This window comes from Novosphingobium sp. Sphag1I (assembly GCF_056279125.1).
This window is the reverse complement of record NZ_JBWBQS010000018.1, coordinates 1-12,977: the sequence shown is the minus strand read 5'-3', so window position 1 is coordinate 12,977 and position 12,977 is coordinate 1. Positions and strand designations below refer to the sequence as shown.

Sequence of the window (12,977 nt, the reverse complement as noted above, 5' to 3'; positions counted from 1 at the left end):
GGTACGGCGCAATTTTGCAAACCATGCGATGGCTTGCCGATAGATCGACACAGCGGCCTCATGTTCAGCCAAGCTTGGAAGGCTTAGCCCTTAGGCCGCAAATGCCCCGCCGTCTATGGGGCGTTGGCGGGTGGAGGCGGCGCAAATTGCAATTGCGCTTGCGCAACCTTGATTGTCTTCGATGGCGCCGCCACCGTCACGGCAATCCCGGCCCTCTGCAATTGCTGAACAAAGGCGGCGCTTTCTTCCTCCGCGCCCAAAAGCACAACGCGGTTCACCCCCCAACGCGTCACCGCCCAGACCGCCAGATCCGGCGTGACCGCATCCGTTTCATCCTGTTGCCCCTCCAAAGCGACGTTGAGATTCGCGCTGGCGGGCGGGACAATGGCGACATGCCATCCTTCGGCCACCTGTTGGGCCATAACTTCCACCCGGCGATAATCCTCCAGCCGCCACCCCGGCGCGGCGACAGGTGCGACAAAGACCGTGCGTTCCGTTCGGTTCACCCATAGCGATGAGGTGGGCAAACCAATTGCGGCGCGAATACGTGCATAGGGCGGAACATCGGCGGCGATCCCCGCCGCAGTACGCTCCATCGCGGCATCAACCATTGCCTGCGTCTGGGCGGGCAAGTCCGCGGCCAGCACCTGTTGCAGCTTGACCGTTACTTTTTCCGCCCCATCGGCAATCAACGCCTTGCGCAACACATCATCGGCATCGCGGGAATAACGCGGCGTCACCACCAGCGCGCTCACCTCTGGATCACCCAGCAGCGGCCATGTCACGTCTAATTGGGCAATGCGGCTGTTGGCGCCATCGGTGGCCTTGGCAATGGCGGCCCTTGCGGTCTTGCGCAGACCGGCCTCGCGGCTGACCTGCGACAGCGTCAGGCCCAGCGGAACGGCCAGTACCGCAAAAGCGCCAAGCCCGGCCAAAACATAGCGCGGCGACCAGTCCACATCACGGTCGGGCAAGGCCGCGCCGCTGAGCCGGGCCACCAACGCAAAGGCAAAAGCGATGGCCGAAAGGTTGGTAAGAAAAAGTAACAAGGCGCCGATGGCAAAGGCGGGCTGCCACACGGCAAGGCCATAGCCCACGGTTGCCAAAGGCGGCATAAGCGCCGTTGCGATGGAAACGCCAATCGCTGTCCCACCCTTTTTCATCACCGAGGCATAGCCCCCGGCCAGCCCGGAGAGCAAAGCCACCACCAGATCGAGCAAGGTCGGCTGGGTCCGCGCGATGATTTCCGGCGTGGCATTCCGTATCGGGCTGAGCCAGGTGATGAGAATGCCGGTCAGAATACCGATGGCTGCGCCAACCGCGACCACCTTGGCCGCGTCACGAATGCGATGGCCGTCGAGCGCGGCAAACCCAAAACCCAGCGCCGCAATCGGTCCCATCAACGGCGAAACAAGCATCGCCCCGATCACCACCGCCGTCGAGGATTGCAACAGGCCCAGCATGGCAATGCCCGCCGCCAAGCCGCACATCAGCGCAAAGCCGCGCGACAGTCGCCCGTCATCCTCAACCTGCTGGCGGATTGTGCCGGCTTCCTCGTCGCTCATGTCCGGCAAGAGCACGAGATGGGCCAGTTTCACCCGCCAATAGCGCAGCCGTTGGTGCCAGTTTCTCAATGCACCGTTTCCCCTGTTACGCCATGACGCTGTTTGATCCGTTCGATCAACGCGCCGATGCTTCCGCCCTGTACGATAACGGCAAACAGGACGACGAGATAGGTCGCCGCCAGAATGGCGCTGCGGATCGGGCTGTCGGGCAAGGACAGGGCCAAAGCCACCGAAATCCCCCCGCGCAGCCCGCCCCAGACCAATGTCGGCAAGGCCAGCGGCCCCATATCGATCATGCGCCGCATCGCTACCAAGGGCACGCCCACCGAAATGACGCGCGCGACCATGACCAGAACGATCGAAATCACCCCCAGCGCCAGCAAAGACAGATGTGGCGCAATCGCGATCACTTCCAGCCCGATCAGCAGGAACAACACGGCATTGAGGATCTCGTCAATCAAGGCCCAGAATTTGAGCAGATAGTCCTGCGTCACATCGCTCATCGCATGGGCGACACCCGCATTGCCGATCACAAGGCCTGCAACCGCCATCGCTACCGGCCCGCTGATATGCAGCGCCATGCCAAGGCTGTATCCGCCCATCACCACGGCCAGAGAAATCATTACCTCGATATTATATTCATCGATGCTGCGCATGGCGCGAAAGGCGATCCAGCCGATCACAAGGCCGAGCAAGGCCCCGCCGCCCGCTTCCTGAAGGAAATCCATCGCCGCGTGGGACAGGTGGAACTCCTCGCCGCCCGTCGCGATGGCCAGAAGGATGGTGAAAACCACCACGCCCACACCGTCATTGAACAGGCTTTCCCCCGCCACCGTCGCCTGAAGCGTCGGGGGCATGGCAGCGCGCTTCATCACGGCCATGACGGCAACCGGGTCGGTCGGGCTGATCAAGGCGCCAAAGACCAGCGCCCAGCCAAGCGGCACCATGACCCCCAGCCAGCCGGCCGCCAGCCAAAAGGCAAAACCCACCACCACGGTCGAGATCAACACGCCAATTGTGCTGAAAATGATGATGGGCCAGCGCCCTTTGCGCATGTGCGACCAATCGACATGCAACGCCCCGGCGAACAGCAGGAAGGACAACATCCCCTCCATCAGGGTGCGATGGAAATCGAGTTGTCCCAGAAAAGCGTTGAATTGAGGCGCAAGCTGGCTGGACGGCATCAACCGGTCAACCACCAGCACCAGCAGAGAGGCAATCGCCCCCATCACCGTCAACCCGACCGAAGCGGGCAAACGCAGCCAGCGGTGGTTGGCGTAACCCAACACCGCCGCCGCCACGATCAATACCGCCGCTGCGTCAAAGGGGGAGAATGTCGGGGACACGGCAAGGCCTCTCTATCGTATCTGTCGAGGCCCATTTTGATGCCCCCGGCATGCTTGTCCAGCAAAACCGAACCTTTACTATGCCTCTTTTACGCGACCTTTGGCGCAAGGTGCCACACCGGCGGCGCCTCTTTGGCCAGAAGGCGGCGCATTTCGTCCGCGATATAGTCCCGCGTCATGGGCAGAACATCCTGACGCTTGACGCTCTGAATGTGGAAATTGACCATGCTGCCCTGTCGGAACGCCTGTTCGGCCCCGGCCAGATAGAATTGCCACATACGCAGCATCGGCTCGTCATACATGGCGGTAATCTTGTCCGCATGCAGCGTGGTGCGCCGATACCATTCGGCCAGCGTATGGGCATAGTGATAGCGCAGGATTTCAACATCGCCCAATTGCCAGCCGGTGCGTTCAATCGCGCCGACCAATTCGCTCATCGCCGGGATATAGCCGCCCGGAAAGATATACTTGCGCGTCCATGCGTCGGTATAACCGGGCCGTCCGGTGCGCCCAATCGTATGGGTCAACATGATGCCGTCATCGGCCAGTCGATCAAACGTATGGCCGAAATATTCATCAAAATGACGCGCGCCGACGTGTTCGATCATCCCGACACTGGTAATCCGATCAAATTTGTCCGTCAGATCGCGATAATCCACCAGCCGGAATTGCACTTTGTCAGCAACACCTGCGGCCTGCGCCCGTTCCTGTGCGAATTTCACCTGATCGGGGGCCAGCGAAATGCCCAGAACTTCGCAACCGTAATTGCGGTTGAGATAGAGCGCCAATCCGCCCCACCCGCAACCAATGTCCAGCACCCGCATCCCGCGCGCATCGGTCTGCAGAGCGAGCTTGGCCGCGATCAGCGCCTTTTTCTCCAATTGCGCCTGTTCCAGCCCGACCTGCGGCTGGGCGAAATAGGCCATCGTATATTGGCGATCCTCGTCCAGGAACATTTCGTAGAATTGTCGGGTCAGGTCATAGTGATGGCGAACGTTCTTGCTGGAACGATGGCGGTCATTGAATTGGTCCAGACGCCATGCCACGCGGTCAATCCATTGCCGCATCCGGCCCGGCGCCTCCATATGGCCCTTGGCGGCCTTGACCTCTGCGCCGATCATCAGGATCAGATCGCGGATGTCATGGGGCGGTTCCACCACCAGCCACCCGCGCATATAGGCTTCACCCGCGCCAAGTGATGGATGGCGCGCGATATGGGCCGCCGTTCGTTTGTCGGTAAAGCGAAGATGCAATGGAGCACCCGCGCCGGTGCCGTAATGATAGACCCGTCCGTCCGCATCGGTAATCTGTAATGGCCCGGTGCGGATGGAACGACGAAGGAAGCGATCAAGCAACCACATGTTTCGTCCTTTCATCCCGTCGCATATCAATTCCGCAAAGGCGAAATTGGTTCCGACGAATGGCCGCGATTTGTTTATTTCGCAGCAGGAAACATCCGGAATATACCATAGTCGTAATGACCGCTCCAGCCCCGTATCAGGGTATGAGCGCCGGTTCCCGCTTCTCCTTTCGCTCACGCTTTTCCAGATACATGGCGGCATCGGCCTTTTGCAGGGCCTGATCCGTGGTCAAATGCTGCGGATCGGCGCTGATGATGCCAAGGCTGGCGCCCGGATAGTAAAAGCGGCAGGCGGGTAAATCATAATCCCCCTCGATCAGGGCGGAGATCCGTTTACGCATACCGGCGACAGGGGCGCCATCATCAGCGTCCAGTGCCGGGGCCAGTCCGGCCAGCACGAATTCATCCCCGCCCAGACGCCCAAACAGATCGCTGCTGCGCATACCTGAGGAAAGGCGCTTGCCCACCTCGATCAGGAAAGCGTCGCCGGTTTCGTGGCCATAGGTGTCATTGATCTGTTTGAACCCATCAAGATCGATAAAGGCCAATAGCACCTTGCGCCCTTCCCGCTGGGCCAGACCGAACAGGCGTGACAACTCCTGAAAGATAAAGCGGCGATTGGGAAGGCCGGTCAACGTGTCGGTAAAGCAAAAGCTTTCAAGCTGGCGATTGGCTTGTTTGAGCCGCTCCATCATATGTTCGCGCTGTATGTGCTGCTGGATCAACTGGCCGAACAGGGCAAGGATCTGTTGGCTTTCGGACGAGATGGGGCGGCGCTCGGCACTGGCGGCGCATAATGTTCCGAACAGGCTGCCGTCTTCCAGACGCAGGGGCGTTGACAGATAGGTGCATATGCCCAGTGCCTGCGCCGCTTCGGAATCGCCCCAACAGGCCGAAACATCCTCGGTGAAGGGCCGCCCTTCATCCAGCGCGCGTTTGCACAAAGTGTCATCCCAGGGCACTATGATACCTTCGGGTATCTGCATTTGCCGGGTGTTGCGCGCATAGATGACCGTCTGCACCCCGGCGTCCTCGTCAACGCGGGTTAAATAGGTGCTTTCCAGACCCGTTACCAATTCCAGCATAGCCAACAAAGGACGCGTAAGTTCTTCAACGGTTTGCGCGCTCATCAAAGTATCCGAAATCTGGACCAGCAATTCTTGCGACATGATTGTTCCTTATGCTGATCGTGCGGTGCTGACCCATTATGCCGTCACGACCATTGCCCCAAAGGACGGGTGGATTTTCCGAAATTTAACCATGAATTTCATCATCAACGACGATGGAGCGAACCAATCCTTCGCCCATAGGATTATGCGCCGCCGCCTTGATTGCGGGCGGGCATCCTGCCTATAGATTTGGCCATGAAGCTTTCGTTCCGCGCTTTGTCGCCCCTCGCCCCGCTTGTGGTCCTGCCCATGCTGCTGGTCCCGCTCTCTCTTCAGGCCGCACCGGCGCGCAAGCCCGTCGCCAAGGCAGCGGCCAAACCCGCAACATCGGTGGTCAAGGCCACCAATGACATCATCCCCTTGCCGCTCAACCCGATCCTGCCCGCTGGCCAGCGTTTGTGCAGCGCCAAGACCGCCGATGGCCTTGGCTATACGATCCTGCGCGACGCCCCCGGCGCCAAGCCTGCGGCAGAGGATTACGTGCTGGTCAATTACATCGGCTATCTGGCGGCAACCGGCGCCGTGTTCGATCAGAACACCAAGGCAACCTTTCCGGTCAGCGGCGTGATCCCCGGCTTTTCCAAGGGGCTTCAGATGGTGGGTAAGAATGGCATCGCCCGCTTCTGCATCCCGGCAGCCATGGGCTATGGTTCACAGGAAGCAGGCCCCATCCCGGCCAATTCCGATCTGGTGTTTCAGGTCGAGTTGATTGACTACAAGACCGCCGCCGAAATCGACGCCATCCGCAAGGCCCGCGCCGCCGCCGCAGAAGCGCCCGCCGCGCCGACCACGCCGCCCCAGCAATAAAGCCTTAGCTGGCGGCCTTCACATAGGCCGCCAGTTTGCCCAGCATCGCATCCTTGTCCGCCTGTGGCAGCCAAGCCGCCTCGAAACCATTGCGGGCGATGGTGATCAACTCGCTCTTGCTTAAACCGCTGCGATCGGCTGCGCGGATCAACACATCGTTGATATACTCGCTGCCCATATAGGCTGGGTCGTCGGACGAGATCGTCACTTTCAACCCGGCATCCATCATCTTGCGCACGACATCGACGGGCGTTTCCATCCCCTTGCGCAACGTGCCGGAAAAGGTCGGGCATACGGTAAAGGAAATCCCCTTCTGCCGCGCGATGGTCACCAGTTCGGGCGATTGCACGATATTGCCACCATGGTCGATCCGGTCCACCTTCAGGTCCAGCAGCGCGGTGCGTATATGGCCCAGCGTATCTTCCTGATCGATGTCGCAATGGGCGGTGACATGCAAACCATTGGACCGCGCCTTGGCGAAATGTTCGCGGAATTTTTCCGGCGGATTGCCCGCCTCGTCCGAATCCAGCCCGACGCCGATCAGGTCGCTCTTGAACGCCAATCCGGCATCCAGAGCCTCCATCGCGCTTTGCGCCGACAGGTCGCGCACGAAGCACAGGATCAGTTGGGAACGAATGCCCAGTTTGGCCATCGCGTCGCGCCGCGCCCGCGTGATGCCGCTGATCACCACGCCCATCGGCACGCCGCGCTTCATATGCTCCTGCGGGTCAAAGAACATTTCGGTGTAGATTACATTCTGCGCCGCCGCCTTGCTCAGATAGGCATAGGCAAGGTCGTAAAAGTCCTGCTCTTTGAGCAGCACCTTCATCCCGTCATAATAGATGGCCAGAAAGCTGGGCAGATCGTGATAGCGATAGCTGGCCTTCATCGCCGCCACATCGGCAAAGGGCAATTGCAACCCGTTGCGCCGCGCCAGAGCGAATTTCATCTCCGCCTCCAGCGTGCCCTCCAGATGGACGTGATATTCGGCCTTGGGCATGCCGGCGATGAATTTGGCGATGGACGGGTCCTTGATCGGCGCCACCGCGCCCGCCCGGCCCATCATGGCCGCTGCACAAACCATACCCGTTGCAAAACCACGCCGATCCATATTCGCCCCTGTTGCAAACCCCAATGGCGTCTGTGTCGACGCGGCGCGGCCACAGGTCAAACATGCTTTGTGCAACAGCCCATTACGGAAATGAGCGCACCGATTTTGCGGGGTAAAGCAACGGTGGTGGACAGGGCTAGAAACGCCCTGAGCAACCCCGTAATGGCTGATTTCTGCGGCTTTCAGGACCGCCGATGGGAGACCATTTGGACCTGAGAGTTGGACCTCAGGACTGCCTTATGGATAGCCGCTGGGGCGCGGCTGGCCAAGATGAAAAAACAGGGCAGAGAGGAAGCGGTCAATTAATCACGCATCTCTTCGATATGTCCGGCGACCATCTGATACACCGCGTCAATGTCGTCCCAACCGAACCAGCTTGCTTGCCTAATCTCAAAGTCACCTAGCTTTCTCACCACAGGGGTCACAGCATTTATCCGATTGAGAATCTCACTTTCGTAGTCCTCCTTGCCTTTGTTGGGCGCTGCGTAACGCCCCGCGCCAGTCAAAATGAGGTGAGCCTCCAGCAAGGTCTTTTTGATACGGTCCTGCAAGCGGCTGAACGGAACTAGTCCAGTCATCCCCCAAAGCCGAACCACATCATGGGTTGAAGGCACCTCCTGTCCTCCCACACCAGTCGCACCAACCTCAATCCGACGAGCGACCGCCGCCTTGAGGATGAGTTCGATTGACAGCGCAGCTTCACGTTTGAAAGCCTCCGACAAAGCGATAGCCGGGGTGCCATGATACCTAATAGACGAGGCCAAATCTGCGCATTCCGCAGCGCGTGCCATCCAGAGGGAATATGCAGAGAAGCGCGCATTTTCGGCACGGGCAAGGTGGTGCCATGGCGACTTCCTTCGAAGATCATGGATCGACTCTAGCACCATAGCCCCCCTTCTCTGCACTCAGATTGATATTTTGGCACGGCATCCTCAACGGACACCACTGCCTGAAAGCCCTTGGTCATATCATGCACAGCCTTCTGTGCTTCAAGGGATTCCTTTTCTGTTCCGGTTGTGCGACATCACGAGAACGCGAGAGCTGTGGGCGGGGTTTGGATCGACCAATGTTGAATGCAGTTGAGTTGTTTGCCGGTGCTGGTGGTTTGGCCATGGGCGTGAGCCTTGCGGGCTTCAAACCTTTGGCGGTTCTGGAATGGGATCGTTGGGCTTGCGACACATTGCAGCAGAACAAGGACCGTGGCTTTCCGTTACTCACGGATTGGCCCATCCATTGCGGAGATGTGCGCTCTTTCGATTACAGCGCCATTCAGGGGCAAGTCGATTTGGTCAGCGGCGGCCCGCCGTGCCAGCCGTTCTCTATGGGGGGCAAGCATCGGGCCTATGATGACCATCGGGATATGTTTCCGGCTACCGTGGATGTTATCAGGCGGCTTCGTCCTAGGGCATTCATCGTGGAAAATGTCAAAGGACTAACGCGGGCTGCCTTCGCAAACTACCTGCAATACATCGAGTTGCAGCTTGAATTGCCGGAGATTCAGCGACGCAGTGATGAGGCTTGGCAGGATCACTTTGCCCGCCTGCAACGTGAACATACGGCAGGCCCAAGGGGACTGTCCTATAACCTAGTGCGAACGCTGGTGAACGCAGCAGATTATGGGGTGCCGCAAAAGCGTGAGCGCGTCTTTATCGTGGGGTTCCGGCGCGATCTTGGGATTGAATGGAGCTTCCCCGATTCCACCCATTCTCTCGATGCCCTATTAGCCAGCCAGTGGGTCTCTGGGGAATACTGGGACAGGCATAAGCGCAAAGCGCCAGCGGCTGGCCTTGCTGCCATGGGGCCAAGCCTAGCCAAACGCATCGAGCGCCTGCGCCGCTCTAATGAAGTCTTGGCTGCGTCAAAGCCATGGATGACGGTGCGGGATGCCTTGCTGGGCATTCCACAGCCAAGGATGGAAGACAGCCGCGAATGGCTTAATCACCGCCTGCAACCGGGGGCACGGGCTTATCTGGGCCACACAGGTAGCCCGTTGGACTTGCCTGCAAAGACCCTGAAAGCTGGTGACCATGGTGTGCCAGGTGGCGAGAATATGATGGTGAGGGATGACGGAAGCGTTCGCTACTTCACGGTTAGAGAAAGCGCCCGACTGCAAACCTTCCCTGATACCTTCGCCTTCCATGGTGCATGGTCGGAGACTATGCGCCAACTCGGCAATGCGGTGCCGGTTAGCCTAGGCCACCTTGTCGCGGCAAGTGTTGCCGAACAGTTGTTGCAGGCTGATTTCAGGGCCTTAAAGGCGTCCCTGTTGGAATCACCCCAAGGGAACGCTTGATGGATTATGAGCCTTACAACCCGCTCGACGAACGAAACCTTGGGGCGAGTGTTGCCGAGGCTTTGCTAGAGCGAGACCCCGTTGCCTTGGGCGGTCTATCCAAATTCAATGGCGCGGGCATCTACGCCCTATATTATTGCGGAGCGTTTCCCTCCTACCACGCGATGGCAGAACGGAACCGCGACAACCGCTTTGAGTGGCCGATTTACGTTGGCAAAGCCGTATCGGCTGGCGCTCGGAAGGGTCTGTTCGATCCTAGCGCGAAGGTCGGCCCCAAGCTGCATGACCGCCTGAGCGAACACGCGGAGAGCATCCGATTGGCCAGCAACCTCAACATCGACGACTTTTATTGCCGCGCTCTGGTTGTAAAGGACATATGGATTCCTCTTGGGGAATCGCTACTCATCACTAAGTTCGCCCCCGTTTGGAACCGCCTGCTTGATGGGTTCGGCAACCATGATCCGGGCAAGGGCCGATATGAAGGGATGGTCACCCGCTGGGATGTGGTTCATCCGGGGCGCGCTTGGGCTGTTAAATGCAAGCCCCGCCCAGAGACAGCGGAGCAGTTGCAGGGTGAGGTTGCGGCTTATCTCGCAAGCGCCTCGGTCCCTGCGCATCCTCGCTTCCTGTCGCGTTAAACGCCCGCTCTATCACCCGCTTAACCCCCATGGGCGTCCATGCGCCACCCCTCGGTGTCTCCACGCGGTCAGCGGTCAGGCGATCAGCAATGGCCGCATAGGACAGCCCAGAGGCGCGCAAGGTCTGCACCATCGGCCCCACCTTGGCGGCGTGGGCGTCTGCCTTGGCGACCACCGCAGCGGCCCCAAGGTCAGGACGGGAGACCGACAGGCCCCTAGGGTTACCCAGCCGCGCCACCTGTCGGCCTGAGCGGCGGGAGGTGTGAGCCTCGCCCTTGTCCAGCTTGGCCTTGATCGACCCCAGCGCGGCCTTGGTGCGCAGGGAGATGGTGCGGGCCTCCTCCTCAGCGATGGCCCCCAGAATGTGCAGTAGCAGGGACGATGCCCCCGGCTGGTCACAGACCACAAGGCCCACCTCGCCTTCCATCAGGTCAGCCAGCAGGCGCAGCTTACGCCCCAGCCGGTCCAGCTTGGCGACCACCAGCCGCGCCCCGGTCAGCTTGCAATGGTCCAGCGCCTCCCGCAGCTTGGGCCGATCATTGCGCTTGCCGCTTTCGATCTCGACATAGGAGGCCAGCAAGTCTCCCCCGCAGCCGGACACATGGGCCGCGATGGCCGCACCCTGAGCGTCCAGCCCCAGCCCTGAGGCCCCTTGCTCAGCGGTGGAGACGCGCAGGTAAGCAATGAACTTGGCGGTCATATCAAATCACCTATCGACCATTACGAGGTTTGATACGCAGGCCAGCCCAGCGCCACCACAGGGGAGACACTGGGCCAGCCGTAGGGCGGTGTCAGGCTTCCGAGGTCAGCCCAGCCTTGCGGCGATCCATCCACGACAGCAGCGCCTCAGTGTCATACGCTGCCCCATGGGCCGCCTCAGCGTCGCTTGGATAGACCCACCGCTCAGACCGAAAGCAGGCAAGGCCCAGCGGCCCCACCCACACGGCCCAGCCGTGGTAGTTGTGGCGGAAGGCGTCAAAGAAGCCCCGTGGGCGCACCTCATGGTCGGCCCCCTCGGTCCCCAGATAGACGGCCCAGTGATAGCGCACAGCCTTCTTGCGGGCGGGAGCGCGGCTGGCGGTGGTGGTGTTCGTGGTGGTCAATGCTTCCTCCTTCCATGCGGCGGGGTTGCCGCTGGCCGGGGATGAATCACAACAGCGAATCGCTGTAAAGCCCTAAAAAACCTGCATTCTTGCAGGGATTCGGGGGAGGCTCATTCCCGATCAGGCCGAGGGTGGGCCATGGGGGTAAGAGGTCAGAGCGCCGCGTATATATTGGGCTTCGGGTAAGCGACCCCTGAAACCATCGGGGCCACCAAGCGCCCGCCCCTGACCTTCCATCGACAGCACAGACCGCGCCACCCTGAGGGGGCGTCAGGGCGGGGTTACAGGGAGGAGGTCAGATCAGGAGCGGGACACCGCCACCGCCTCACTGGCCAGCCGCAGGGCGGCCCATGGCTGACCACTTGCCGACCAATGGAGGTTACTTCACCAGATTTAGCGTCTTGAGCCGTATGTCCATGGCTGCTTTCGATACGCCAAACTTCTTTGCCAGCGCAGCCGAGTCCTTTTCGGTTTGGAACTCATGCTCGACCAACTTCTTAGGCATCACAATCTGAGCGGCGATACGGTTCGCTTCGATTTCATGCGCCCGCTTGAACACCAGATCGTGAGGACGCTCACCACCATAAAGGTTATCAACGTGCCTATGCATTCGCTTTCCGTCACCCATCAGATCGCGGTGCAAAAGATAGTGTGCAAGCTCATGGGCTGCCGTAAATCGTTGCCGGTTGTCCGATTCAAGTGCGTTTATGGTCACAATGAATTGGTCACCGTTACGGGTGATTGACCCTGACGCGCCGTCATCCATCCAATCAGTTTTGTATTCTACGCCCAACTCAGCAAAAATGGCTTTGAGGTCAACAGGAGCCTTCTTCAGATAGCGGGCTACAATGTTCATTTCACTCTTCTCCATCTTCACCCTCCTTTCCGTTGTCAGCTTCACGGCCAGCAGCAGCGACCATGTCTCCTATCAGGTCTTCCGATATAGTGGGTTCCTGTGGAAAAGTCTTCCTCCATTCTTCCACCTCGCGCCGAAGGAATGGAATGCCCTCTTCGGTAATCCACTTTTTAACCTCTAACTCTGCGGTTTTCCTAGCCTCCTCCTTGGCTTCCTTGCGCGCTTCCTGCTCAGCGTTTTGAGTGATGATCCTTCCCCAAGCGATACCCGCAATGGCAAAAATCACCGTTAGAACTACAGCGCCAAACGCAATCGCGTTCGACTGCGATGTAAGGGAGACGGCAATGGCATCCCAGTTTGGATTGGTAGGAGCCGCTTGGGGCACAACAGGGGCCTGACAAGATTGAGTGGCTGCTTCCACGATCTTGAAGCAAGCGTTCGCGCTAATGGTTTGGGTGGACATTGTGTTTTGATGCCATATCCCCCGCACTTCGGCTAGGTCGGTTGTGGAGCTACAGCGGAATGGTTTTCGCAGATGACTAGGGCGGCCCATCAGGGGCTTAATGGGACCGCTAAAAGTTTTAGCAGTTAGGCCAGCCGACAGGGGGCCTACCCCGGCCTTACTGTTCTGAGTAATGGACTTGTAACGGATTTGTGCCGGTCACCTGAGCGTTTTATGCTCGCAACAGGAGACCGACGAGATGATGAAGCATAGTGAAGATTTTAAGC

At 59.4% G+C, this 12,977-nt stretch carries 13 protein-coding genes; 3 read left to right on the top strand and 10 right to left on the bottom strand.

Annotation, left to right across the window (positions count from 1 at the left end):
* Positions 1-113: 113 nt before the first annotated feature.
* The 4 genes from ACZ9HU_RS18185 to ACZ9HU_RS18170 form a co-directional block, all read right to left on the bottom strand.
* A complete protein-coding gene (locus ACZ9HU_RS18185) occupies positions 114-1,598 on the bottom strand; it encodes a DUF389 domain-containing protein (RefSeq protein ID WP_476107035.1) in 1,485 nt (494 codons plus the stop codon).
* A gap of 32 nt (positions 1,599-1,630) precedes the next feature.
* Positions 1,631-2,911 carry a cation:proton antiporter gene (locus ACZ9HU_RS18180; protein WP_476107033.1) on the bottom strand — a complete coding sequence of 427 codons (1,281 nt, stop codon included), beginning with the start codon at positions 2,909-2,911 and terminating at the stop codon, positions 1,631-1,633.
* Positions 2,912-3,000: 89 nt separating this feature from the next.
* Positions 3,001-4,272, bottom strand: coding sequence for a class I SAM-dependent methyltransferase (locus tag ACZ9HU_RS18175; protein ID WP_476107032.1), 1,272 nt, complete (start codon positions 4,270-4,272; stop codon positions 3,001-3,003).
* Positions 4,273-4,408: 136 nt separating this feature from the next.
* Positions 4,409-5,440: a sensor domain-containing diguanylate cyclase gene (locus ACZ9HU_RS18170; RefSeq protein WP_476107031.1), complete on the bottom strand. Its 1,032-nt coding sequence runs from the start codon at positions 5,438-5,440 to the stop codon at positions 4,409-4,411.
* A gap of 195 nt (positions 5,441-5,635) precedes the next feature.
* On the opposite strand from ACZ9HU_RS18170, the gene ACZ9HU_RS18165 reads away from it, so the two are divergent.
* Positions 5,636-6,247, top strand: coding sequence for an FKBP-type peptidyl-prolyl cis-trans isomerase (locus ACZ9HU_RS18165; RefSeq protein WP_476107030.1), 612 nt, complete (start codon positions 5,636-5,638; stop codon positions 6,245-6,247).
* Between the two features lie 4 nt (positions 6,248-6,251).
* On the opposite strand, the gene add is transcribed toward ACZ9HU_RS18165, so the two are convergent.
* Positions 6,252-7,358 carry an adenosine deaminase gene (gene add, locus ACZ9HU_RS18160; protein WP_476107028.1) on the bottom strand — a complete coding sequence of 369 codons (1,107 nt, stop codon included), beginning with the start codon at positions 7,356-7,358 and terminating at the stop codon, positions 6,252-6,254.
* Positions 7,359-7,660: 302 nt separating this feature from the next.
* On the bottom strand, positions 7,661-8,149 hold the full coding sequence (locus ACZ9HU_RS18155) for a hypothetical protein (protein ID WP_476107027.1): 489 nt from the start codon (positions 8,147-8,149) through the stop codon (positions 7,661-7,663).
* Between the two features lie 275 nt (positions 8,150-8,424).
* On the opposite strand from ACZ9HU_RS18155, the gene ACZ9HU_RS18150 reads away from it, so the two are divergent.
* Together ACZ9HU_RS18150 and ACZ9HU_RS18145 are read left to right on the top strand one after the other, a co-directional pair.
* Positions 8,425-9,651 (top strand): DNA cytosine methyltransferase, encoded by a 1,227-nt coding sequence (locus ACZ9HU_RS18150; RefSeq protein WP_476107026.1) that lies wholly within the window; start codon positions 8,425-8,427, stop codon positions 9,649-9,651.
* A complete protein-coding gene (locus ACZ9HU_RS18145) occupies positions 9,651-10,289 on the top strand; it encodes an Eco29kI family restriction endonuclease (protein WP_476107025.1) in 639 nt (212 codons plus the stop codon). The genes ACZ9HU_RS18150 and ACZ9HU_RS18145 overlap by 1 nt, the downstream gene beginning before the upstream one ends.
* Here ACZ9HU_RS18145 and ACZ9HU_RS18140 read toward each other — a convergent pair.
* The 4 genes from ACZ9HU_RS18140 to ACZ9HU_RS18125 all read right to left on the bottom strand — a co-directional run bounded on the left by ACZ9HU_RS18140 (position 10,183) and on the right by ACZ9HU_RS18125 (position 12,711).
* The gene (locus ACZ9HU_RS18140) at positions 10,183-10,989 is read right to left on the bottom strand and encodes a recombinase family protein (protein WP_476107024.1); all 807 of its coding nucleotides are present in this window, start codon (positions 10,987-10,989) and stop codon (positions 10,183-10,185) included. The genes ACZ9HU_RS18145 and ACZ9HU_RS18140 overlap by 107 nt on opposite strands.
* 91 nt (positions 10,990-11,080) lie before the next feature.
* Positions 11,081-11,392, bottom strand: a complete 312-nt coding sequence (locus ACZ9HU_RS18135; RefSeq protein WP_476107022.1) for a hypothetical protein — start codon at positions 11,390-11,392, stop codon at positions 11,081-11,083.
* 379 nt (positions 11,393-11,771) lie between these two features.
* A complete protein-coding gene (locus ACZ9HU_RS18130; RefSeq protein ID WP_476107021.1) occupies positions 11,772-12,263 on the bottom strand; it encodes an ImmA/IrrE family metallo-endopeptidase in 492 nt (163 codons plus the stop codon).
* Positions 12,250-12,711 carry a hypothetical protein gene (locus tag ACZ9HU_RS18125; protein WP_476107020.1) on the bottom strand — a complete coding sequence of 154 codons (462 nt, stop codon included), beginning with the start codon at positions 12,709-12,711 and terminating at the stop codon, positions 12,250-12,252. Before ACZ9HU_RS18125 ends, ACZ9HU_RS18130 begins: the two co-directional genes overlap by 14 nt.
* Positions 12,712-12,977: the final 266 nt, after the last annotated feature.

Coding starts and splice junctions, on each gene's coding strand:
- ACZ9HU_RS18175 (WP_476107032.1), bottom strand. CDS start 4,272: ATGTGGTTGCTTGATCGCTTCCTTCGTCGTTCCATCCGCACCGGGCCA.
- ACZ9HU_RS18170 (WP_476107031.1), bottom strand. CDS start 5,440: ATGTCGCAAGAATTGCTGGTCCAGATTTCGGATACTTTGATGAGCGCG.
- ACZ9HU_RS18165 (WP_476107030.1), top strand. CDS start 5,636: ATGAAGCTTTCGTTCCGCGCTTTGTCGCCCCTCGCCCCGCTTGTGGTC.
- add (WP_476107028.1), bottom strand. CDS start 7,358: ATGGATCGGCGTGGTTTTGCAACGGGTATGGTTTGTGCAGCGGCCATG.
- ACZ9HU_RS18155 (WP_476107027.1), bottom strand. CDS start 8,149: ATGGCACGCGCTGCGGAATGCGCAGATTTGGCCTCGTCTATTAGGTAT.
- ACZ9HU_RS18150 (WP_476107026.1), top strand. CDS start 8,425: ATGTTGAATGCAGTTGAGTTGTTTGCCGGTGCTGGTGGTTTGGCCATG.
- ACZ9HU_RS18145 (WP_476107025.1), top strand. CDS start 9,651: ATGGATTATGAGCCTTACAACCCGCTCGACGAACGAAACCTTGGGGCG.
- ACZ9HU_RS18140 (WP_476107024.1), bottom strand. CDS start 10,989: ATGACCGCCAAGTTCATTGCTTACCTGCGCGTCTCCACCGCTGAGCAA.
- ACZ9HU_RS18130 (WP_476107021.1), bottom strand. CDS start 12,263: ATGGAGAAGAGTGAAATGAACATTGTAGCCCGCTATCTGAAGAAGGCT.
- ACZ9HU_RS18125 (WP_476107020.1), bottom strand. CDS start 12,711: ATGTCCACCCAAACCATTAGCGCGAACGCTTGCTTCAAGATCGTGGAA.